This is a genomic window from Streptomyces sp. NPDC004561 (genome assembly GCF_053602155.1).
In genome coordinates this window covers 1-21,640 of record NZ_JBSGDB010000107.1, presented here as the reverse complement: position 1 = coordinate 21,640, position 21,640 = coordinate 1, and the positions used below count along the sequence as shown (strand labels likewise).

Annotated in this window: 20 protein-coding genes and 4 pseudogenes; 14 read left to right on the top strand and 10 right to left on the bottom strand. The window is 67.8% G+C overall.

All coding sequences use genetic code 11. From position 1 onward, the window contains the following. Nucleotides 1-51 precede the first annotated feature (51 nt). The 5 genes from ACWEN3_RS16695 to ACWEN3_RS16675 form a co-directional block, all read right to left on the bottom strand. On the bottom strand, nucleotides 52-1,230 hold the full coding sequence (locus tag ACWEN3_RS16695) for a DUF932 domain-containing protein (RefSeq protein ID WP_452970969.1): 1,179 nt from the start codon (nucleotides 1,228-1,230) through the stop codon (nucleotides 52-54). 117 nt (nucleotides 1,231-1,347) lie between these two features. Continuing rightward, nucleotides 1,348-1,500 (bottom strand): hypothetical protein, encoded by a 153-nt coding sequence (locus tag ACWEN3_RS16690; RefSeq protein WP_452970967.1) that lies wholly within the window; start codon nucleotides 1,498-1,500, stop codon nucleotides 1,348-1,350. 51 nt (nucleotides 1,501-1,551) lie between these two features. Beyond that, entirely contained in the window at nucleotides 1,552-1,902 is a 351-nt protein-coding gene (locus ACWEN3_RS16685) for a hypothetical protein (RefSeq protein ID WP_452970965.1), read from the bottom strand. 68 nt (nucleotides 1,903-1,970) lie between these two features. After that, nucleotides 1,971-2,342 carry a hypothetical protein gene (locus tag ACWEN3_RS16680; protein ID WP_452970963.1) on the bottom strand — a complete coding sequence of 124 codons (372 nt, stop codon included), beginning with the start codon at nucleotides 2,340-2,342 and terminating at the stop codon, nucleotides 1,971-1,973. A 190-nt stretch (nucleotides 2,343-2,532) separates the two neighbouring features. Continuing rightward, nucleotides 2,533-3,123, bottom strand: coding sequence for a DEAD/DEAH box helicase family protein (locus ACWEN3_RS16675; RefSeq protein ID WP_452970960.1), 591 nt, complete (start codon nucleotides 3,121-3,123; stop codon nucleotides 2,533-2,535). Nucleotides 3,124-4,044: 921 nt separating this feature from the next. Between ACWEN3_RS16675 and ACWEN3_RS16670 the strand changes: the two genes are divergently transcribed. Beyond that, a complete protein-coding gene (locus ACWEN3_RS16670; protein ID WP_452970957.1) occupies nucleotides 4,045-4,383 on the top strand; it encodes a hypothetical protein in 339 nt (112 codons plus the stop codon). Between the two features lie 93 nt (nucleotides 4,384-4,476). Here the strand turns inward: ACWEN3_RS16670 and ACWEN3_RS16665 are convergent, their stop codons facing one another. Continuing rightward, the gene (locus tag ACWEN3_RS16665) at nucleotides 4,477-4,713 is read right to left on the bottom strand and encodes a hypothetical protein (RefSeq protein ID WP_452970955.1); all 237 of its coding nucleotides are present in this window, start codon (nucleotides 4,711-4,713) and stop codon (nucleotides 4,477-4,479) included. Nucleotides 4,714-5,097: 384 nt separating this feature from the next. Between ACWEN3_RS16665 and ACWEN3_RS16660 the strand changes: the two genes are divergently transcribed. From ACWEN3_RS16660 to ACWEN3_RS16645, 4 genes are all read left to right on the top strand, one after another. Next, on the top strand, nucleotides 5,098-6,111 hold the full coding sequence (locus ACWEN3_RS16660; protein ID WP_452970952.1) for a NucA/NucB deoxyribonuclease domain-containing protein: 1,014 nt from the start codon (nucleotides 5,098-5,100) through the stop codon (nucleotides 6,109-6,111). 72 nt (nucleotides 6,112-6,183) lie between these two features. Then, nucleotides 6,184-6,771 carry a hypothetical protein gene (locus ACWEN3_RS16655; RefSeq protein WP_452970949.1) on the top strand — a complete coding sequence of 196 codons (588 nt, stop codon included), beginning with the start codon at nucleotides 6,184-6,186 and terminating at the stop codon, nucleotides 6,769-6,771. A 279-nt stretch (nucleotides 6,772-7,050) separates the two neighbouring features. Next, entirely contained in the window at nucleotides 7,051-7,539 is a 489-nt protein-coding gene (locus ACWEN3_RS16650; protein WP_452970946.1) for a helix-turn-helix domain-containing protein, read from the top strand. 192 nt (nucleotides 7,540-7,731) lie between these two features. After that, nucleotides 7,732-8,949, top strand: a complete 1,218-nt coding sequence (locus tag ACWEN3_RS16645; protein WP_452970943.1) for an MFS transporter — start codon at nucleotides 7,732-7,734, stop codon at nucleotides 8,947-8,949. Between the two features lie 64 nt (nucleotides 8,950-9,013). On the opposite strand, the gene ACWEN3_RS16640 is transcribed toward ACWEN3_RS16645, so the two are convergent. Then, nucleotides 9,014-10,324 (bottom strand): recombinase family protein, encoded by a 1,311-nt coding sequence (locus ACWEN3_RS16640; RefSeq protein ID WP_452970941.1) that lies wholly within the window; start codon nucleotides 10,322-10,324, stop codon nucleotides 9,014-9,016. A 286-nt stretch (nucleotides 10,325-10,610) separates the two neighbouring features. On the opposite strand from ACWEN3_RS16640, the pseudogene ACWEN3_RS16635 reads away from it, so the two are divergent. Further along, a pseudogene (locus ACWEN3_RS16635) lies at nucleotides 10,611-10,718 on the top strand (transposase); the annotation flags it as partial. Nucleotides 10,719-10,720: 2 nt separating this feature from the next. Here ACWEN3_RS16635 and ACWEN3_RS16630 read toward each other — a convergent pair. After that, nucleotides 10,721-10,876 (bottom strand): annotated as a pseudogene (locus tag ACWEN3_RS16630) (tyrosine-type recombinase/integrase); the annotation flags it as partial. Between the two features lie 415 nt (nucleotides 10,877-11,291). Between ACWEN3_RS16630 and ACWEN3_RS16625 the strand changes: the two are divergent. Together ACWEN3_RS16625 and ACWEN3_RS16620 are read left to right on the top strand one after the other, a co-directional pair. Further along, the gene (locus ACWEN3_RS16625; RefSeq protein ID WP_452970939.1) at nucleotides 11,292-12,362 is read left to right on the top strand and encodes an NADH:flavin oxidoreductase/NADH oxidase; all 1,071 of its coding nucleotides are present in this window, start codon (nucleotides 11,292-11,294) and stop codon (nucleotides 12,360-12,362) included. 58 nt (nucleotides 12,363-12,420) lie between these two features. Next, nucleotides 12,421-12,807, top strand: coding sequence for a TraR/DksA family transcriptional regulator (locus ACWEN3_RS16620; protein ID WP_452970937.1), 387 nt, complete (start codon nucleotides 12,421-12,423; stop codon nucleotides 12,805-12,807). A 69-nt stretch (nucleotides 12,808-12,876) separates the two neighbouring features. Here ACWEN3_RS16620 and ACWEN3_RS16615 read toward each other — a convergent pair. Then, nucleotides 12,877-13,434, bottom strand: a pseudogene (locus tag ACWEN3_RS16615) (IS3 family transposase); the annotation flags it as partial. Between the two features lie 326 nt (nucleotides 13,435-13,760). Further along, a complete protein-coding gene (locus ACWEN3_RS16610; protein WP_452970935.1) occupies nucleotides 13,761-14,732 on the bottom strand; it encodes a baeRF10 domain-containing protein in 972 nt (323 codons plus the stop codon). Between the two features lie 229 nt (nucleotides 14,733-14,961). Here ACWEN3_RS16610 and ACWEN3_RS16605 point away from each other — a divergent pair. From ACWEN3_RS16605 to ACWEN3_RS16580, 6 genes and pseudogenes are all read left to right on the top strand, one after another. Continuing rightward, nucleotides 14,962-16,171: pseudogene (locus ACWEN3_RS16605) on the top strand (NAD(P)/FAD-dependent oxidoreductase). Between the two features lie 10 nt (nucleotides 16,172-16,181). Then, nucleotides 16,182-17,138 (top strand): sigma-70 family RNA polymerase sigma factor, encoded by a 957-nt coding sequence (locus tag ACWEN3_RS16600; RefSeq protein ID WP_452970933.1) that lies wholly within the window; start codon nucleotides 16,182-16,184, stop codon nucleotides 17,136-17,138. Between the two features lie 728 nt (nucleotides 17,139-17,866). Next, nucleotides 17,867-18,601, top strand: coding sequence for a reverse transcriptase domain-containing protein (locus ACWEN3_RS16595; protein WP_452970931.1), 735 nt, complete (start codon nucleotides 17,867-17,869; stop codon nucleotides 18,599-18,601). A 558-nt stretch (nucleotides 18,602-19,159) separates the two neighbouring features. Next, nucleotides 19,160-20,449 carry a group II intron reverse transcriptase/maturase gene (gene ltrA / locus ACWEN3_RS16590; RefSeq protein WP_452970929.1) on the top strand — a complete coding sequence of 430 codons (1,290 nt, stop codon included), beginning with the start codon at nucleotides 19,160-19,162 and terminating at the stop codon, nucleotides 20,447-20,449. Between the two features lie 38 nt (nucleotides 20,450-20,487). Next, nucleotides 20,488-21,066 carry a group II intron maturase-specific domain-containing protein gene (locus ACWEN3_RS16585; RefSeq protein ID WP_452970926.1) on the top strand — a complete coding sequence of 193 codons (579 nt, stop codon included), beginning with the start codon at nucleotides 20,488-20,490 and terminating at the stop codon, nucleotides 21,064-21,066. Between the two features lie 266 nt (nucleotides 21,067-21,332). Then, nucleotides 21,333-21,635, top strand: a complete 303-nt coding sequence (locus tag ACWEN3_RS16580) for a WhiB family transcriptional regulator (RefSeq protein ID WP_452970923.1) — start codon at nucleotides 21,333-21,335, stop codon at nucleotides 21,633-21,635. Nucleotides 21,636-21,640: the final 5 nt, after the last annotated feature.

Here is a 21,640-nt window from a genome sequence, read left to right as displayed (position 1 = left end):
GGGCCGGTGGGGGGCGGGTTGGGGGAGGTTCCCGGCCCGCACGGGGGTCTGTCAGCCGTGTGCGGCGGCGGCCGTCAGGGCGGGAAGGGCGAGCGCTTCCAGGGCGGCGGCCTGGTCGGCGTCCGTGAGGGTCTGCGCGGTCGACGTGACGGCCTGCATCACGCCTCCGGCCGTCATCTGACCGCCCCGCACGAAGTGCGACAGGATCATGTCCTTGGCCTCGGCACCGATGCTGAGCGTCTTGGTGACGTGCTCGATGCTCTTCGTCGGCTCGTCCAGCGTCTTCCCTGCGGCGGCCTCGACCTGGCGCACCTTGGCCTCGACGTACTCCCGTGACAGGAAGGTGCGCACGGCGTCGGCGGTCTTGGACGTGATCAGCTCCAGCGTCTTGCGCTGGGTCTGGTCGGACCAGTTCACGATCCCTTCGTCCTGCTTGCCTCCGAGGTGCACGGCGCGCATGACGTCCTTGGTCTCGGTCAGGCCGTTGCGGCACACCTGGATGACGGCGCGCGGGGTGATGGTGTACGCCCCGGAACCGACTTCGCTGTTGGTGATGACGAACCCTGCGGAGATCACCGGGAGTTCGTCACCGCTGCGGCCGTCGAACGGGGAGCGGTAGCCGCGCAGCAGCTCGGGGGCCTGGACGGCGACGGCCTCGGACTCGACGCGCACGTACATGCGCCGGTCGGTCAGGTCGCACCCCGTGACACGGGTGGGGTGGCCGGACTGCTTCACCCCGTCCAGGGCGGCCAGCAGCATGTCAAGGTTGTCCATCAGCTTGTAGCTGTCGGACAGCAGCGCGCGGGCCACGCCCTCGGCCGGCGGCATACTGGGGCCGCTGTCGCCCCGGAATGCGCGGAGCATGAAACGGCGCTCCGGCTCCTCACGCAGCCAGGCGTTCACGTTCTCGTCCAGCAGCGGGACGTTTTCGGCGCGCATGCGGCGCAGGTAGGCGAGCGGGATGCGGAGCTTGTCTGCGATCCCCTCGTCGGCCACGGCGGTGGGCCGGTAGATGCCGTCGACGTTCGTCACGCCGTCCTCGGTGATCAGGGACTCCACGCCCTCGACGTGCACGTTTCCCTCACGGAAGCGCAGGGCGGAGGCGGGGGCGATCACGTCCAGCTTGCGCCGGTTCTGGTCCTCCAGGATGCGGACCAGGTCGGAGAGTTCGGCGTTGCGGGCACCGGTGGGGGCCACGTTCGTGGCGCGCTCGGCGAACTGCTGAGTCATGCGGTGTTCTCCCCTTCGTGTTGGCTTCTGCGGTTCGGGGGCGGGGCCACCGCCCCCCGAACAACTTCAATAATAGTGTGTTTCAGGGACGAGTGAACCCACCCCTGACCAGCACACTTAGCGCGTGCGGAACGCGGGCAACGGCGTCAGGCTCGTCCGGCGCACGTTCGTGACCTTCGGCACTGGCGTGACACCGTGCATCTCGCACAGGTCGTAGCGGAGTTCCGGGGCCTCGCTGAACGGGTCGGCGTGGGCGTGAATCGCGTTCACCCAGTAGGTCCCGTGACGAAGCGTCACGCTGCCGTGGTAGTCGACCTTTTGTCACAGCACCGGTCCGGTGTGCTGAGGGTCGAGACTCCGGGCGACCGCGATCACCAGTTGATCCGCGACGCGCTCGGACATCAGCAGGACGAACGCGCGCGCGACCGTGGTGTGGTCCACCGGTACGTCAGTCATGGCGGGGCCTGTGTGACCGGTGCGCACGCCCATTGCAAAACCCAGCTCGAAGAACGGCCGGATCAACTCCAGTTGCTCGCTCGGCACCCTCAGTGCGTGCGGGTCGCTCTCGCTGCGCGCCAGCTCCAGCAGGGCGTAAGTCGCCTGCTCCCGCTCCGCGTCCGTGAGCGGTGCCGTGGTCTCCTCGGGCTGCTCCGTAATCCGCGTGCTCTCCACGGTTGTCCCTCTCTTCTCGGTGATGCCGGGTGGAGGGGGTGCCCCGACCGAGGCACCCCCTGGGCGGATTACTTCAGGAACCCGCGCGACCGGAGGAACTCGGCCGTGATGTGCGCGATTCCCTGAGGCTTGTAGATCTGCGGGAATCGCCGCATTTCCACTTCCGTGCGCCCGTTCTCGTCCGGCTCCGGGAGTTCGTGAACGAGCCGGTAAGGACGGTCACCCGTCGGCATTTCCAGCATCACCGGGCCAAACTTGGTGTCGAACCGAATTCCGGTGTAATTCGCGTCGGAATTGTGCACGATGTTCGCGCCCACCCGCTGAACAAGCAAGGGCAGGAAGTTTGCGACCGTACGGGCCTGAATTGCAAGGCCGGTCATGGGTGCGTCCTTACCCCCGCGCACTCGGCGGACGATTCCGTCAGAGATCTGGATCTCCACGTCTTCCCCTTCGTTGGACTTCTGCGGTCCCGGGGGTCGCCTCCCCCGGTACTTCAAATAATAGTGGGTGTGATGTGTGATTGGAAGACCTGTTGCGCCCCGTGTTGCGTACCGCGTTGCGCCTGATGTTGCGTCAGGTGTTGCGCTAGAGGTTGCGCGGCCCGATGGCCGGCTTCTACGTCACCCCAGGTCAACGTCCTGCGGGCGCGTGGTCGGGCTGCTGACATCCCCTCTGCTGCCCACTTTTCCACGCCAGTTGAAGGAGAATGAGGAATGGGTGCTGGGGCGGGTGTGGTGGTGGCTCCGGGGATTGGGGCGGTGTGGTGTCTGGTTGCGCGTCGGCCGGGCCGCCGCGCCTGGGGGCGGCATGCGCGCGCTCCAGCGTGCCGAGCCCGAGGGAGGCGTACGTGGCAAACACGGTGACCTTGTCCAACTGCCGCACCCAGGTGAGCAGCTCGTCCACGTCCGTGGTGTTCGAGAAGGACGCCTCCAGCCCTCGAAGGGACGAGACCCCGATCGCCGGCCCCGTACGCCCACCCTCGCGCCAGGCGGCCTCGGTCTGCGCCAGCAGGTCCAGCGACGGCACGAGCACCAGCACACGACCCGCCTGCAACTCCTCTGCGCTGCGCACGGCGACGAGGGTCTTGCCCGATCCGGTCGCCATGATCACCTGAGTCCGCAGTCCCCGCTCCCGCACAGTAGATCTTGCAGGCAATTCGAGCGCGCGGAGCACGGCGTACACGGCTTCTCGCTGATGAGGACGAAGCTCCTTCACAACCATTTCGTCTACCTTCTCCTGCGAGCCGGAACAGCAGCCTCACACACAGAAACGACGGACAACCAGCTTGCGTGTGATGTCTCATCGATGCTGCGGTAGCTGTGGGGTTGTGACCTGCGATCCCGCAGAAGTGTTGAGACAGTCTTGGGCGGCGGTTCGAGGGAGGGGGGCACGCCTGACCTGTGATCCTGCAAGCCGATTGAGACTGCCGCAGATGTTGTGAGAACGCCTATAGGTCTCCAGCGGATGGCCGTCGAGACGGGACAGGTGACGCTGAAGCAGGAGGTGTTGCAGCCGACGGAATCGAACCAGTGCGCGGTGGAGGAGCTCAAGTGGCCGAGGTCCGGGAAAGCGTCCACATGCTGCAACAACCAGCTGCCGCAGGTGGAGCGGGTGACCGCTGAAGAGAACACCCAGCCCCCGGGTGAGCGTATGGCTACCTGTAGGCCTTGGACCGGGGTGTGTCAGGGTGATGGGGGAGAGGGAGGCGGTACGGGGTGAGTACGCTGAGTGCAGATGTGCTGGCATTCGATATGCCGTGTCAGCAGTGCTCGATGCCTCTGTGGTGGGTGTTCGGCCTGCTGCCGTCGTACCGGCCGGACGGCAGTGAGTTCACCACGACGGACTTTCCCGAAGCCGTCGACATGGCGCGCCATGTCCTTACCGACCCGGATGGCGACACCACGGATCTGGCCGCGCAACTGCACGATCGGCCCGCCTGGCAGCGGGGGCGCAGCTTCCACCCGAACACCTGCGGCCGCTGCGGCCATCAAGCCGACTGGCACGTTCTCGACGACGTGATTACCCGCGCATTCCACGAGGGATGGATCCTGGCGGCGGAGAGCCGGGTCCCGGTACCGCAGTGGCGCGCGATCCGTGGCCGGGGCCAGGGCATCTTCTGGCCGACCCTGCCCCGGGAAATTCGTGCCCACTGCCGTCGCCGTCGGCTACCTCCGCGAACCCGACATGGAGCTGCCCCTGCCTGGCCCCGACTTCGCCCGCAAGGTCCGCTCACTGCTGACCACCGCCGCCAGCCAGCCCAGCAACCCCGTTGGCCGACCCACCCGCCTCGAAACGCGCCCGCGCAAGAGCCTTCCGGGGCGCAACCCACGGGACCGGCTCTCTTCGGCGGTCGGTCCTGTCCCGGAGGGCAGCGCACACCCAGGCCGCCTCTACGTCATCCAAGATGGCAACGCCCGACCCATGCAGGTCCTCACCCTGACCGACACCGAAGTCGTCCTGCGGGCCGTCGACGCGTCCTGACTGGTCCCCAGACCTGACACGCCCCGGGGAATCAGTCATGACTTCCCCGGGGCCTGGGTCGGGGGCGCAGGTCCAACGGCGCCGCGACCTCGGTCACGCGGGCGCTGGCTGCGGCTCCTCCAGCACCCCGGCAACTTGCGCGCCAACTCGGCTACGTGCGGCGCAGGTGCAGCAACTGGAGGGCGCCCCCACCTTCCGGGCCACCTTCGCGATGTGCGGCGGCAGGTAGCCGTCCAGTGAGTCGACCTCTTCGCACAGCCGCGCGTGCAGCCCGTGCGCTTCGTGATGCTGGTCGTTCTTCTGCTGGCGGCCAGCGGTGCCATGCTCCATCCGGCGATCGGGTTTCGATCGGAGCTCTGTGTTCTGCTACTTCGCCGCCGGGACACCGGCGGGGCTTCACTCTTTTCCCGAACTTTCCACACTCTCTCCGCCCGAAGCTGCGGGGGCTTCCGTTGCGCGGAAAGGGAATTTCGGACAAGAATCCCTGTCCTGCGCCGGTACCCGATACCTCCCAGCCAGCGCCAAGCCACCACACAGGCGCCCCTCCCCAGGTGCCACCGGCGTCCGAAATGAACTACAGGACATGTATAGGGCGTTGACGCCCCGTCAAGCACACGCGAAGCATGGTCCCGCCAAAAACAGCGAAAGGATCAGCTAGTGAGAATGCTCAAACGGGGGGCGGCTCTCCTGACCGCTTTTGTGGCGGTCGGTGCCATGTTCGCTGCGGATGCGCAAGCAGCCCCCACACCGAAGCCCCGTCACAGCGCTGTCGCGCACCTCACCACGCTGTCGACGCGCCGCGTCGATTCGGTGACGTGTACGGTCGGCCAGGTCAGGGAGGACCGCACGAGTTCGTGCGCCTCCGGCGGCCTGCGCGTCGACTTCTACATCGAGCCCGAGCACCAGTACCAGGGCAGCGCCAACTTCGCGTGGACGTCCAGCGTCCAGCTCGACAACCGCAACCGGCACAAGTGGACCAATCACGTCACTCTGACGCTGGAATCCACCACGGTCGCAGCGGCCGAACTCGGCGTCGCCACCCTCAACGAGACGTGCGGATCCTGCACCTCCACTGGAGGCACCCCGCAGATAACCACCCTGGGCACGACGCGGAACTGGGACCTGGTCATCGACTCCCCCGGGGCCACCACCACCACCGACGCCCAGGCTCCTCACCTCAACTACGAGGCTGCCCCCTACTCCCCGGTCAGCGTCGACCTGGGTCCGAAGCTGAACGTGCGCTGTGACAACACCCCGCGTATGAGCCCGGCCGCCGACGGCGGCTGTGTCTACCCCGACTACACCCCCACCTACGACATCTCCGTCACCGGCCCCTACGACCAGGTCGCGTGGCACATCCTGTGGGCGCAGCGCAATCTCGCGCACCACTGGGGCTGGCAGGGCCACGGCCCGGAGCTGACGCGGACGATGGACCAGTCCCTGATCCGCGCCAACCGGCGTACCGCCTGCCCGTCCTCGATCCCGCGGCCGTCCGGCAAGAGCTGTGACGAGTACCCGTTCGCGTCCACCCACCAGGGCGCCAGCGTCAACCCGGACTTCTCGTGTCACATGGTGCCGGAGGCGCAGAACCGTCTGGAGGGCGGTGCGCGCAAGTCCTGGTACAACGCGAACCGTCTGCTGGAGAACGACAAGTTCTGGGTCTCCGTCACCGACGTCCCGGCGTCGGCTGCTGCTTCTCCGGTGCGCCCGTTGGTGCAGTGCCCGTAACGCCGGCCGCGTAGCGTAAAACCCTGGGGGCAGCGAAAACGCTGCCCCCCTCCCTCCGTTAGGAGCCCTGTCATGGCCTCACTCATCGACCGCGTCCACGACCCGCGTCTGTTCGTCGCCCACGGCACCCTCGACCTCATCGACCTTGACACCTTCGAAGACGTCCCCCTCGACTACGCTGCCAACGGGCTTGTTTCGGCGCGGGAAAACTACGCCGCCGTCGTGTGTGCCACCGAGGGCGGTGACATCGACGTCACCGCCGAACTCTGGGACGGCCCTCCCACCCTCCACCTGGGCGACTGGCAGGACGCCGCCGAAATCTCCTTCACCTGGACCACCACTCGCATCTGCATCGGCCCTGGCGAAGAAAACCCCGAGGACGCTCCTCAGCTGGCCCTGCCTGGCCCCGGCACCTACCGCCTCCTGGTCCACGGCCGCCACCGCGACGACGGGGACGTACGCGACGAGGGTGACCCGGTGGAGACCTATCTGCTCCAGCTGTGGCCGGCGCCCCTTGCCGGCCCCGTCACCCACAAGGCGGCGAGCCGGTTCGGGGCATCGTTGCGGAGCGAGGGTGCCGAGCCCAAGGGGCAGGTCCCGTCCTGGTTCGCTGAGAAGACGTCCGGCTACGGGCCCGATCATCCTGCGTACGGCAGTTAAGCCAGGGCTTCAGTCTTTTGATGTCCGCTTGGTCCTCGAGGGACCCCCGGGCTTGGCGTAGTAGGCGCAGTCGGTCAGCCCGGCCTCCAGGCGGGCTAGTGCTGGATTCCTCTTTCACTGGGTATGAGTCCTGGTGGCGGGGTGGTTCGGCTGCTCGGGGGCGGGTGCTGGACAGTGGCGTTACGGGCACGGCGGAGCCGTGACGAGAGCGAGGAACGGCTCGTGCATCGACTAGCGCGGGCGCGCAAGGCGCCTCGTGATCTGGTGGTGCGGGCACGGATGGTTGAGCTGAGCTGGTCCGGACAGCGAGTGCCTGCCATCGCGGACGACTTGAGGTGCAATCCCAAGACAGTTTGTCGGTGGCTGCACTGCTTCAACCGCTTCGGTGTGGACGGGCTGGAGGATTTGGGTGGACAGGGCCGGAAGCGGCGGATCACCGAAACGGAGCGCTCAAGAATCATCGGCCTGGTCAAGCAGTCGCCCCCCGGACGGCTGACAGTGCAGGTCGACGGCGAGCTTGCCGCGGCGGATGAGTCCGGGCCGTCGGAGTGGACCCTCGACGCGCTGGCCGCCGAGGCCGGACGGCTGGGCATTGAGGTTGGTCGCAGCCAGGTCCGCCGGATCCTGTTGGCTGAGGGCGTGCGCTGGCGCCGCACCCGTTCCTGGACCCGGTCGAAAGACGTGGACTTCGAGGGAAAGGACCAGGATCATCGAGCTCTACACCTGGCCGCCCGAAGGCGCGATGGTCGTCTGCGCCGACGAGCGTGACAACGAGCCTGCCTTGGGACAGCGATCGCGCTTTGGCTGATCTCCGCGTACCGGCGCCCGCGCGGCCGGCCCCGGCTACAGCTCGAACTCGAGGTCGAGGAGGTCGGTGAGTTCTACTTCGAGGCCACGGTGACCGCGCAGCACGGTGGCCCGGTCGCGCACCGTGCGGGACGCGGATGCCTATGGTGGGGTGTGATCAGCAGCGACACGCAGCCGCGCCGGCAGCGCGGACGACGGCCGGGGTACAAGGCGGCGGCGGGCGTCTTCGCCGTGGGCATGATGGGCACCACGCTGCCCACGCCGCTGTACGGCCTGTACCGGCAGCAGATCGGTTTCTCCGAACTGATCGTGACGGTGGTCTTCGCCGCCTATGCGGTCGGTGTCATCGTCGCCCTCCTGGTAGCCGGCGGTTACTCCGACGTGCTGGGGCGGCGGCCGGTGCTGATGGCCGCACTCGGCCTGGCCGCCCTCAGCGCCGTGTGCTTCCTGTGCGAGAACGGTCTGCCGCTGCTGTATGCTGGCCGGTTGCTGTCCGGCCTGTCGGCGGGGCTGCTGAGCGGCGCGGGTACCGCGGCCGTGCTCGACCTGGCCCCACCCGGGCGGCGCGGCCGGGCCAGCCTCGCGGCGACGGCGGCCAACATGGGCGGCCTCGGGCTCGGCCCCCTCGTCTCCGGTGTGCTGGCCGAGTACGCGCCCTGGCCGCTGAAGCTGCCCTTCGCCGTCCACCTGGTGCTCCTGGCGCTCGCCCTGGTGGTGCTCCTCCTGCTCCCCGAGACGGTCCACCGCACCGGCCCGCGGCCTTCGCTGCGGCCGCAAGGCATGAAGGTCCCGCCCGAGGTGCGCGGAATCTTCGCGCCGTGCGCCCTCGCCGCCTTCGCCGGTTTCTCCGTGCTCGGCCTCTTCACCGCCGTCACCCCGGCCTTCCTCGCCCGGACCCTGGGGGAGCGCAACCTGGCGGTCGCCGGCGCTGTCGTCTTCACCGTGTTCTGCGCCTCCACCTCCGGGCAGATGCTCATGGCTCCGGTCGGTGCGCGCCAGTCCCTGCCGCTCGGCTGCGCGGTGCTGGTCGTCGGGCTCCTGCTCATCGGCGCCTCCCTGTACCTGAAGTCGTTCCCGGTGTTGCTGGCCGGGGCGGTGATCGGCGGCGTGGGACAGGGGCTGGCGTTCCGCGGGGGCCTGACCGAGGTGAGCGGCGTCGCGCCGGCGGAGCACCGGGGCGCCACCATCTCGGCGTTCTTCGTCGTCGCCTACGTGGGCATCTCCCTGCCCGTGGTCGGCGTGGGGGCGATGGCGGTCACGCTGGGCCTGCGCGACGCCGGGCTGGTGTTCACCGGCTGCGCCGTCGTGCTCGTCGCGGCCGTGGGCGTGCACCTCGGGCGGACCCTGCTTCGGCGGCCCGACTCCCGCTGACACCGCGTATGTTGATCACGCGGCGGTCCGCTCCGGCGGACGCCGGCACGCACCGCCCCCGGTGTCACCCACGCGCGCCGCCGCGGCCGAAGCCGCGAGCGCCGAACTGTACAAGCTCAAGCCGCCGTACCAGCTGCCGGATCAACTGCTTGCGGTCCGCGTCGGTGGTGGTAGGCGCGTGCCAGATGGCGGGGATGTCGGCGGCCAGGGCCCGGATCTGTGCGCGTTCGGCGGCGCTGAGGGTGCGCGGACGCTCTGCGAGGAAGCGGTTGTACTCCTCGCCAAGCGCCTGCCGCTGTTGCATCGCGGTCTCCCAGTCCTTCTCCAACTGCCGTACCACCAGCCGGTTCTCGGGCTCGGCGAGCTGGTACTGGCGCCGGGCGCGGTCCACGGAGTAGTCGGCGCGCTCCAGGCGCTGCCGCCAGATCTGGTCCACCTGGGCGCGCTGTGTCTCGACCTGCTCGGCCGCCGCGAGGGAGACCTCCACCGCGGCCGGAGCCATCGCCTGAAGCAGCAGGGCGGTGACGTGCTCGTCGACGCAGCCGCCGGCCAGTTGTTGGCACTGCCTCTGGCCGTAGTCGCTCTTGGCTCGGGCGCACACATACGCCGGGTGCAGTTTCCCACCCGCACCGCGCTGGTGGCGCACCGTCATCTTCGCGCCGCAGCGCCCGCAGACCACCAGCCCGGCCAGCGGCGCCGGGCCATCGCGCACCACGCCGATGCTCTCGGACCGAGCCCGGTTGGCGTCCATCCGCTCAAGGTTCCGCTCATACTGCTCGACACTGATATAGGCAGTCAGCAGGCCCGGAAGGTAGACGAACCAGTCCTCGCGACCGGTGCGCACCCGGCCGGTGCACGGCTGCCCCGCCTGCCGCCGCCGCGGATCGAGCCGACTGCGGCCGTAGACGTAGATTCCAGCGTAGGCCGGGTTGCGGAGCATGTTCTGCACCGCGGCCAGACTGGGGCGGCGCCACTGTAACTCCCCGCGCTCGGGGTCCTCGCGCAGCCTCACTCCGACCTGGATGTGGTTGTCGACCAGGTAGCACAACACTGCGTTGACGGTCCCGAACCGCTCGAACAGCTCGAAGATCAGGTGGACCACCGAGCGGACCTGCTCGTCGGGGTCGAGGACGACTTCTCCGGACCGGCGGCGCAGGAAGCCGATCGGCAGCGGCACCACCAGTTCCCCACGCCGGGCCTTGGCCAGACGTCCGGACCACATCCGCTGCTTGATCAGGTGCAGCTCTGCCTCACTGATCGTCCCCTTCAAGCCCAGCAGCAGCCGGTCGTTGTGATCGCTCGGGTCGTAGACGTCGTCTGGGTCCCCAGCAGGGCCCCGCCAGGGCGCACAACTCCAGGAGCTGATGCCATTCACGGCCACTGCGCGCCAGTCGGGACATCTCGATCCCCAGCACGATCCCCACATGGTCCAGCCCGACCTAGGAGAGCAGGCGTTGGAAGCCGGGCCGCGCATCGATCCCGGACGCGGAGTGCCCCAGATCCTCGTCGATCATCAGCACCCGAGCAGGCAGGATGTCCGTCCCCTCCCCGAACAGGACACATACGTCCCGACGCTCGCCGAACGACGCTTCGCCACGGCCGCCGACGTACTCACATCCGTCACAGAAGACAGCGGAACACCATGTTGAATCTTACAGCTTCACTACGCGAGGAACCTGCTGAGCCAGGTCCCCAAGTCGGCCCAGCCCTGGGTGGCCACGCTCCTGCGGACGGTCTTCGAACAGCCCGACACCGACGCCGTGAAGGCCTGCTGATAGATCAGCGCGGCGCGCGAGCTGCTGTGGCCCATCCGAGTCATCAGCTCCCGCGTGCTGGCCCCGGCCGGGGAGGCCAGCGTGTTGCCCGTGTGCCGTAGATCATGGAAATGCAGCTCGGCCGAGACACCCGCAGCCTTCCGTACTTGGACGGGGGCCGGGTCGGTCGGCGCGTGGGTGTGGGCGGCCGGCGGGGCGGGGCTGTCCGAGTACTTGGGCAGGAACGCCGCGGCCTCCCCTTATCTACTCGTCTAGGTGTGTGGACCGTTTACGACGCTCACTCCGGAACGCGTGCTGGACTCGATGGGGGAGGAAGGTGTGCGAGAGCCAGAAGCCGAAGAGGGCGATCAGGACGACGACCCAGGTGCGCACGCGACCACGGCCCGGGACCGCCACGTGCCCGGACATCCGCGCGGGTGAGCACGCCTGGCCGGTGGTGTGTGCCACGAGCGGCCGGGGTACTCGGGGGTGCACCCACCGTGCGGGGCGCCCCGCAGGAACCCAGGCCGTCACGGCTCGACGGCCGCGGGGCACCCGGCGTCCCACATCCCTCGTGCGAGGCCTCCGATGAGCCGTCTCTTCTCGCCGCTCACCCTCCGCGGCACGACCTTCCCAAACCGGGCCTGGGTGGCCCCCATGTGCCAGTACAGCTCGGTCGACGGCTATCCGCAGGACTGGCATCTGGTCCATCTCGGCTCCCTGGCACGCGGCGGGTCCGGACTGGTCATGCAGGAGGCCACGGCAGTGGAACCTGAGGGCCGGATCACCCCTTCCGACGCCGGCATCTGGGATGACGGGCAGGCCGCCGCGTACAAGCGGATTACCGACTTCGTCCACGGGCAGGGAGCCATTGCCGGCATCCAGATCTCCCATGCCGGCCGCAAGGCGTCGACGGCACCGCCCTGGGAGGGTGACGTGTACGTCGAACCGGAGGCCGGAGGATGGCAGACGGTCGCACCGTCACCGCTGCCGTTCGGCGACTGGCCGGCCCCGCGGGAGCTCGGCGCGGACGACATACGCGCTCTGGTCCGGGCCTTCGGCGAGGCCGCCGCGCGGGCGCTGTCCGCTGGCTTCGAGGTCCTGGAGATCCACGCCGCGCACGGCTATCTGCTGCACCAGTTCCTGTCACCGCTGTCCAACCACCGTAGCGACGAGTACGGAGGCGATCTCGACGGGCGCAGCCGTTTCCTGGTCCAGGTCACCGACGCCGTACGGGCGCAGTGGCCGGAGGACCGCCCGCTGTTCGTACGCTTCTCGGCCACGGACTGGGCCGACGGCGGCTGGACCCCGGAGGAGACGGTCGAGCTGTCGCGACACCTGGTGGCCCACGGCGTCGATCTGGTGGACATCACCAGCGGCGGGCTCGTCCACAACGCCCGTATCGAAGTGGAGCCCGGCTACCAGGTGCCCTTCGCCCGGACCGTCCGCGAGGGCGCGGCCCTGCCCGTCTCCGCGGTCGGCCTGATCACCGCGCCGGAGCAGGCCGACCAGATCCTCGTGGACCGCTCGGCCGACGCGATCATGCTCGCGCGTGAACTGCTGCGCAACCCGACCTGGCCGCTCCGCGCGGCCCACGTGCTCGGTGACGACGTCCCGTGGCCGAAGCAGTACCAGCGTGGTCGCCCACGTCATCGCTGAGGCCGTCGTCGCCTGAGCACCCGGGAATTCGGCACAAGACGATGAGGTTTCCTCCGATATGAGCGATCAATGCATCAATGCCGCTTTTCCCGCACCCCAGGGCGAGTCGATGCGGGCGCTGCTCGCGGCCGACCGTGTCGGCACGCTGCAGCAGATATCCGCCCTTAGCCGTGAGTTCGAAGGGATCGTCGAGGCGAACGCACTGGTGGCCATTGACGACGAGCACGACCCGGAGGGGGCGAGCACGGCCTTCGAGCGGGCGCACGTCGCCGCCCTGCTCTCCCAGGCGCGCGAGCATCTGAACGATCTCGATCGCGCCCTGGAACGGTTGGAGAGAGGCGACTACGGGCGCTGCGAGCAATGCGGTGAGCCGATCCCGACGGAGCGCCTCGAAGTTCGCCCGGCGGCGAAAACCTGCGTGCGCTGCGCGTCCGTAGCTCGTTGAAATGTCAATCCCCTCGCGCCGTGGAGATCTTTCAAGCGGCCAACTCCACGGCGGGTCGTAGTCGATCGGGCTCCGGTATCCGCACACGCTGTGTAGCCGACGGGTGTTGTAGAAGCCGGTGATCCAGGCGGTGATCTTCAGCCGCGTCTCGGTGCGGGTGGTGAAGGTGCGCCGGTGGACGTACTCGACCTTGAGCACTCTGTTGAACGACTCGCTGACGGCATTGTCGAAACACGAGCCGACACGGCCCATGGACTGGGTCACGCCGAGCCGTCGGCAGGCACGCCTGAAGCGCCGGGACTGGTATTCGCTGCCGCGGTCCGAGTGGAAGATCACGCCCCTGACGTCGCCGCCGCGGGTGGCCGCGGCCATATGCAGGGAGGCGACGACCAGCTCCGCGTCGTGGCGCTCACCCATCGCGTAGCCGAGCAGGCGGCGCGAGAACAGATCGATCACGGTGGCCAGGTACAGCTTGCCCTCGTTGGTGACGATCTCCGTCATATCCCCGGCCCACACCTGGTCGGGAGCGGTGGCGCTGAAGTCGTGGCGCACAAAGTCTGGAAACGCGGGCCGGTTTCCCGGCCTGGTCAGCCCCCGGCGCCTTCGGATCTTGCGGTGCGACGTCAGGCAAGGTGGGCCGGTCCCACTGTGCGAGGGCTCCGGCCGTCTTCGCTACCAGGGCACTGGCCTGCACGAAGGACGTCAGAATGTCACGCCTGGCCGACGCGTGCGGCACGAACGCTGCGGCATCAGCCATGGTGAACCACCATGGAAGTGCCCGTATGCACGGGCGGTCCCCGGAAAGTCCCGATCAACACTTTCGCATGTCTCAGAAATCGCCGGGGACCTGGCCGGTGCCCGACAAGTGTTCCGTGCAGGAACCCTGACGCGGTTGACCGGCCCTATTTGCTAGGATTGCTCCGGTTTGCGGCATGGTCAAGAGGTCGGCCCAATTACTGAACGGAGGTCGGCTGCGGGGGGAGTTCGAACCGCAGCAGGGCTCCAGCCTGCTGCGTGCGCAGTTCCGTCTCCGTGTCCACGTGCCGCACGTCGCCCCCGTCGCCGATGGCGGCCCCGGCCAGTTCATCGATCACGTCGGGCACCTCGCGCAGCGGCTCTCCGCAGAACGGGCAGGTTTTCCCCGAGCGCGTCAGCAGCCCGTCCCGGTCGCAGACGAAGCCCGGTACGACGGCCTGCTCGTCCACCGCCAGTGTCCGGATCGCGGCCAGGGACGCCGCCCACAGGGTCTCGTCGAGCCCGACGGCGGCAGGTCTGCCGGCCGCCTTGGCCTCGAGGATCTCGCCGACCAGCCGCCGCTGCTCCTGCTCGGCGTGGTCGGTGACGAGCTCCCGCACCTTCTGCCGGATGTCCTCGGGCGTCGCGGTCTCCCGGTCGAGGGTGAAGGTTCCGACGAGGCGGTCCGTCAGCTCAGCCGGCAGGAAGTCGACGAAGACCGACACCTCGTGCTCCTGACCGCCGACGGCGAGCAGGTCATAGCCCCCGCTCGCAAACAGTTGCTTGAGCTCGCCGACCAGCCGCCGGTAGTGCTTCTTGCTCAGCTCGTCCGCCTTGTTGCGGACGCGGTACTCGGCGTACTCGTCGGAGTAGGCGTGTTTGCGCAGCACCCGGTCACGGATCACCTCGAGCTCGCGGACCTCGTCGAGGAAGTACTCCCAGACCTGGCCCACGCTCTTGGCGACGAGGACGGCGCAGGTGCGGTAGTACTCGTCGAGCACACCCAGGAGGGGCCGGACATAGGGATCGGCGTCCACCACGATGCTCTCGCGCGTCCTGCGGGGCAGCCACACCTGTTCGTAGATGTCGTGGCCGGCGCAGGAGAAGACCGCGACGGCTCCCGGCCGTAGGGGCTCCTCACTCAGTGTCTTCTCGATCCTCGCGATGTCCTCGCGGAGCGAGAGCCGCACGGCGTGACGTACAGGGACACCAGTGGGAGTCCGTCGCCTCTCAGCCGCAGGACGGCTTAGCCCTGCCCGAGCAACTCCACCAAGTGCCGCCAGGTACGGCGGTGCCCAGGCCTGAACACGATCACGCGACGGCCCGACCTGTGACCCATGTCACACACGGTTCCTGTCAGCAATCGGGCCTCTGTCCCGCTCAAGTCGCCGGGAGCAAGCGAACCGACAGGAGCGAGACATGAAGCACCGCATCGTCGTCCTCGGCGCCGGCTATGCCGGGTCCTACGTGGCCGGGACCCTGGCCCGCCGGTTGTCCCCGGCGGACACCGAGATCACCGTGGTCAACGCCGAGCCGGACTTCGTCCAGCGGCTGCGGCTGCACCAGCTCGCGGCCGGCCGGGAGATCGACGCTCCCCAGCTCGCCGACGTCTTCGCGGGCACGGGGGTCCGGCTGCGCCTGGCCCGTGTCACCGCCGTCGACCCCGAGCGCCAGGTCGTCGCCGTGGCCGACGCCGAGGGCGGGGGCGAGCTGGGCTACGACACGCTTGTCTACGCGCTCGGCAGCCACGGTGCCGACCACGGTATCCCCGGCGCGGCCGAGCACGGTTTCGACGTCGCCAGCCGGCCCTCGGCGTTGCGCCTGCGCGAGCGCCTGGACAGCCTGGGCAGGCAGGGCGAAGGCGGGCGTGTGCTGGTCGTCGGCGACGGGTTGACCGGCATCGAGACCGCCGCCGAGATCGCCGAAACGCGGCCCGGCATGTCGGTGGCGTTGGTTGCCCGCGGTGAGCTGGGCGCCCCCCTCTCCGTCGGGGCCCGTAGCCACCTGCGCCAGGCCTGCGATCGGCTGGGCATCACCGTCCTGGAGCACACCGAGGTCGAAGCCGTCGAGGCGGCGCGGGTGTTGTGTGCCGACGGCACCGCCCTGGCGTCCGACGCAACCGTGTGGACGGCCGGGTTCGCGGTCAGCCGCATCGCCGCCGCTGGCGGGCTGGAGGGCACCGAGAACGGTCGGATCGTCGTCGATCGCACCATGCGGTCCCTCTCGCACCCGAACGTCTACGCCGCCGGCGACAGCGCCTACGCCGTCGGCGACAACGGCCGCCCGCTGCCGATGTCCTGCGCTTCGGCCGGCTACACCCGGCATGCAGGCCACGGCCGCGATCGTGGGACGCCTGACCGGCCGCAAGATCCCGAACACCAAGCTGGAGTACCTGGGCAACCACATCAGCCTCGGGCGGCGGGACGGGATCTTGCAGATGGTCGACGACGAAGGGCAGGCAAAGCCGAAGTACGTGGGCGGCCGGAGGGCCGCGTGGATCAAGGCGGCCATCCTCAAGATGTCGCTGTGGACCACCTCGCACCCGACCTTCGGCCTGCCCAAGCGCAAGCACCGCCTGGCCGCTGCGCCGGACGCGTCCGCCGACAAGGCGCCTCGCGTAGCCGCCTAGGGTGATCCGAGTGGACAACACCGCGACCGATCGCTTCGACATCAGCCGGTTCGAGGCCAGCCGGAACCGGCTGGCCTCGCTGGCGTACCGGCTGCTGGGCTCCGCCGTCGATGCCGAGGACGCCGTGCAAGACGCGTTCCTGCACTGGCAAGCCGCCGACCGGCAGCGGATCAAGGTGCCGGAAGCATGGCTGACCAAGGTCGTCACCAACCTCTGCCTGGACCGGCTCCAATCGGCGCAGGCGCGCCGCGAACGTACCGCGGGTGCCTGGCTGCCCGAACCGCTCCTCGACGGCGACCCGATGCTCGGCCCGGCCGACACCTTCGAGCAGCGCGAATCGGTCTCCCTCGCCGTGCTGACGCTCATGGAACGCCTGTCACCCGTTGAGCGGGCCGTCTACGTCCTGCGCGAAGCGTTCTCCCACAGTCACGCCGAGATCGCCGAGATCCTCGACCTCACCGAGTCCGCAAGCCAGCAGCACCTCCACCGGGCCCGACGCCGCATCACCGGTGCGCGCCGCGGCGGCGAAGAGGAAGTCGATCCGGCATCCGCCCGCAGGATCGTCGAGGAGTTCCTCGCCGCCGCCTCCTCGGGCCGCACCGAACGGCTGGTCGCGCTGCTCACCGACGACGCCAGCGCGATCTCCGACGGCGCCGGACTGACCGAGAAGCTGCTGCAGTTCGACAGCGCGCAGCGCATCGCGGCCGTCGCACGGGCCGGTTTCAAACCCACCCCCGCGAAACGGCGACTCGCCGGCGGCACGCCCGCCGTCCACTACGCACTCGTCAACGGCGCCCCCGCCATCCTCTTCGTGATCGGCGACCGGGTCATCGGCGCCGTGACGTTCGACATCGCAGGAGGCAAGATCGCAACGGTGCGCGGCATCGCCGCCCCCGCCCGTCTCATCCGCCTCACCGAAGACTGGAGGCAGCACGAACCGGACACGCCGCTCATCACCCAGTGGTGAGCCCCTCGCCGACCACCGTCCGGCGCATCGCTCGCGTTCACGGCCAGAAGCTCGTTGAACGGCTGCTACCTCGCCCCGGCGGGTGGGGAGATCAACTCAGCAGGTCCGTCCAACCCGTGAGCACGGGGTGGGGATTTTCAAATATCGCGTGTGCCACGAATGCGAAAGGAACCGTATGTAGGAACAGTTCTGGAAGCAATGCTGTGCAAGACATGAAGGTATGGCCCTTCGGAGCCGCCCTGCGGGGGGAGGCTTCAAACCACCACATGCTGCGAGAGCGGTGACGCGATCGTGGTGAGCGATGTGGAGAAGGCGCCCCAGAGGCGTCAGGTGGGGATCAGGAAGACGAACGCAAGTGAACCACTGCTGAAGTGTCGTTATTGAAATTGAAGTGGCATCAAAACCGGGAGCACGCGATTGAGCCCGGGATAAGCCTGGCGGGAGCCCGTCTATTGGCCAGGCGGTGTCCGGCACGGAGGTGGCGTGAGCCTGATCCGCTGGTCTTGCACGGAACGTGGGAAGGCACGCTTCGACACTGCCGCCCGGGAGGGCGGCGAGAGGGAGCGCCCTGAGCGGCTGAACCGCGAGGGGTTGAGTACCGGCGCGGAGCGTGCTGGCGGACCGGCCCGTAGTAGTGCCGAAGCCCCTGTAACGGGGGTGGAGCGAAGGGGCCGGGTCATCCGTGGCTGTGTGCGTTTGGTCAACCGGACGTTCTCCGGGAGGAGCCGATGGACAAGCTGAAGTCGCCGAACAAGCCGTTCGAGATCTCCAAGTGGGAAGTATTGGAGGCGTATCGGGAGGTCAAGAGGAATCAAGGGGCACCAGGGGTGGACGGACAGTCCATCGAAGACTTCGAGGCCGACTTGAAGGGCAACCTTTACAAGCTCTGGAATCGGATGTCGTCGGGGACGTACTTTCCCCCTCCGGTGCGCGCGGTGGAGATTCCGAAACAGCACGGCGGTGGCATGAGAATGCTCGGCATTCCCGCGGTCGCCGACCGGGTGGCGCAAAACGTAGTGGCCAGACATCTCGGAATCCGCGTGGATCCTGTATTCCATGAGGACTCCTTTGGATACCGGCCGAATAGGTCCGCGCTGGATGCGGTGGAGCGATGCCGGCGGCGGTGTTGGGGAAAGGACTGGGTGATCGACCTCGACATCCAGAAGTTCTTCGACAGCGTCCGCTGGGACCTCATCGTCAAGGCCGTGGAAGCTCACACCGACGCCGTTTGGGTGAAGTTGTATGTTGATCGGTGGCTTCGCGCACCGCTTCAACTGCCCGACGGCACCTTGCAGAAGCGGGACCGTGGTACTCCGCAGGGATCAGCGGTCTCGCCCGTGCTGGCGAACCTGTTCATGCACTACGCGTTCGACATGTGGCTCACCCGGACGTACCCGGGCGTCGAGTTCGAGCGCTATGCAGACGACGGTGCGCCACGAACACAACAGGAGGTTCCGATGTAGACGGAAGCTTCTGACGTGGTGCTGCACTGGTGATGGAGGTAGGCCCTCCGGGATCGCCCACGCAGGGGGAGATCCCAAACCGCCGCAGGTTGCTCCGGTGAATGAGCCGGGGTGATGAGCACTGCGGAAAAGGCGCACGAGATGCGTCAGGTGCGTGCCGAGAAGGCGAACGCGAGTGAACCACTGCTGAAGTGTCGTAAGCGTATGAGTGGTTGCCGAAACCGGGGTCCAGTTGTTGCCCCGGGATGAATCTGGCGGGTTCCTGCATTCCTGGCCAGGTGGCGGCCCGGCATGAAGGTGGCGCGAGCTCGGTGACAGGCACCAGTGCGGAACGTGGGAACCCCTCGCCGCGATGCTGCCGACGGTCAGGTTGAAGGCCGGTTGGCGATAAGGGAGAACCCCAAGCAGCTAAAACTGCGAGGGGCAGAGTACCGACGCGTGGCAGGGGGACGGACCGCCTCGTAGTAGTGATGAAGTCCCTGTAATGGGGGCGGAGCGAAGGGGGCGGGTTGTCCTGATCTTGTTTGGTGGTCAACCGGTATGTCCGGGAGGAGCCAGGTGAACGGATCAAGGCCGCAGGCCGAGGTAAAGTCGTTTTACATCTCCAAGTCGATGGTGTGGGAGGCGTATCTGAGGGTCAAAGCCAATCGGGGTGCACCCGGGGTGGACGGTGTTTCGATCGAGCAGTTCGAACAGAACCTCAAGGGGAATCTGTACAAGCTGTGGAATCGGATGTCGTCTGGCTCGTACTTCCCTCCGGCGGTGAAGGCCGTGGAGATCCCCAAGGCGGGCGGGAAAGGTGTCCGTGTGCTTGGGGTGCCCACTGTGGCTGACCGGATCGCCCAGACGGTGGCCGCGATGTATCTGGAGAGGCGGGTGGAGCCGGTGTTCCATCCGGACTCCTACGGGTACCGGCCGAGGCGGTCTGCGCTAGACGCGGTGGAGACGTGCCGACGGCGCTGTTGGCGGAACGACTGGGTGGTCGATCTCGACATCCGGGCGTTCTTCGACAGCGTGGACCACGAGCTGATGCTCAAGGCCGTCGAGCGGCATGTTGAAGCGGACGGAAAATGGGTCCTGCTTTATGTCCAGCGGTGGCTTGTGGCGCCGCTGGCGAAGGCGGACGGTTCAGTGCAGGAACGGGATCGCGGGACTCCCCAGGGGTCGGCGATTTCGCCCGCGTTGGCGAATCTGTATCTCCACTACGCGTTCGATGCGTGGCTGGGGCGGGAGTTCCCGCACATCACGTTCGAGCGGTATTGCGACGATGCGGTGATTCACTGCCGCAGCGAGCACCAGGCCCGCCGTGTGCGGGACGCGCTCGCAGCGAGATTGGCGCAGGTCGGCCTGGAGTTGCATGCGGACAAGACGCGCATCGTGTACTGCAAGGACGCGGACCGACGCGGCTCGTACGAGCACACGTCATTCACGTTCCTCGGGTACACGTTCCGGCCGAGGCTGGCCAAGAACCGGTACGGGAAGCACTTTGTGAACTTCCTGCCCGCGGTCAGCAAGGAGGCAATTAAGGCGATGGGCAAGGAAATGCGTTCCTGGCGCATCGCGCAACGCAGTGACAAGTCCCTGATGGACCTTGCACGGATGTTCAACAGCGTTGTGCAGGGATGGATCAACTATTACGGACGCTTCTACAAGTCCATGTTGTATCCCCTTCTCCGGCGCATCAACCGCATGTTGGTGGGCTGGGCTTGCCAGAAGTACAAGCGACTACGCCGCCGGGAGAAACGTGCGGGAGAACTACTGGCTGGCACTGCCCGCCGGTATCCCAACATGTTCGCCCACTGGCGGTTCGGCCTCAAACCTGATGGCTGGGCAATGGGAGCCGTGTGAGCCGAGAGGCTCCCGCACGGTTCTGCGAGCGGCGGCGGGTGAGATTCCCGCCGCCGACTCACCCGGTCGTGCACTGCGTCAGCGAGCGCCAGGCCCGCGAGGTCCTGGCCGCACTCGCGAACAGGATGGGCGATGTCGGGCTGCGGCTGCATCCCGACAAGACCCGGATCGTGTACTGCAAGGCCGGCAAGCGGCGCGGCTCCTACGAGCACACGTCGTTCACCTTCCTCGGGTTCACCTTCCAAGCCCGCGGAGCGCGGAACAGGAAAGGCGTGAGCTTCACCGGCTTCCTGCCCGCGATCAGCAAGGACGCCCAGAAGAAGATCAGCACGGAGATCCGCTCCTGGCGGCTCCACCGGCAGATCCACCTCACCTTCTTCGACCTCGCACGTCGCATCAACCCGATCGTGCGGGGCTGGATGCAGTACTACGGGGCGTTCTACCGCTCCGCGCTGCATCCCCTCCTCCAGCGCATCAACACCTATCTGATGCGCTGGGTCCGCAAGAAGTATCGACGGCTCCGGTCGTTCAAGAGAGCCCACGCGTGCTGGAAGCGTGTCACGCGCCAGTACCCGAGGCTCTTCGCCCAGTGGGCATGGACACCGGCGTTCCGGTGATCAGGAGGACAAGAGCCGTGTAACGGGAGACTGTTACGCACGGTTCTGTGGGAGCCCGGGGGTGCGATTCCCCCGGGCGACCCGACCATCACAGCCGCTCAGCATGGCCCGTTTCGGGCTGCGTGACGGGGCCGTGGACGGGTTGCCGGAAGGGATTGCCGCTGGATGACGGGGTTATCCGCCTGGTGCGGTTGCCGTACGGTTCGGGTGATCGCCCCGTCAGACGGCAGTGATGGCGGGCCGGCGCGGGGAGAGGACGGCATCGGGTGATCACGGATCAACAGTGGGGCGCGTACGCGGTATGCCGCAGTACCTCTCCGGACGAGCTGTTCGTTGAAGATGCGGCCCAAAACCGTGCGAAAGCTCTGTGCAGTGGCTGCCCCGTACGTACGGAGTGCTTGGCCTTCGCTCTTGATTGCCGCATCGAGCACGGTATCTGGGGAGGGATGACAGAGCGGGAACGCCGTGCCCTGTTGCGTCGGCGGCCCACTGTGGCGTCCTGGCGCGGTCTGCTCGAAGCGGCCCGTGCCGACCACTCACGCCGGGCAGGCTCGGCTGCCAGGGGCTGAACCGG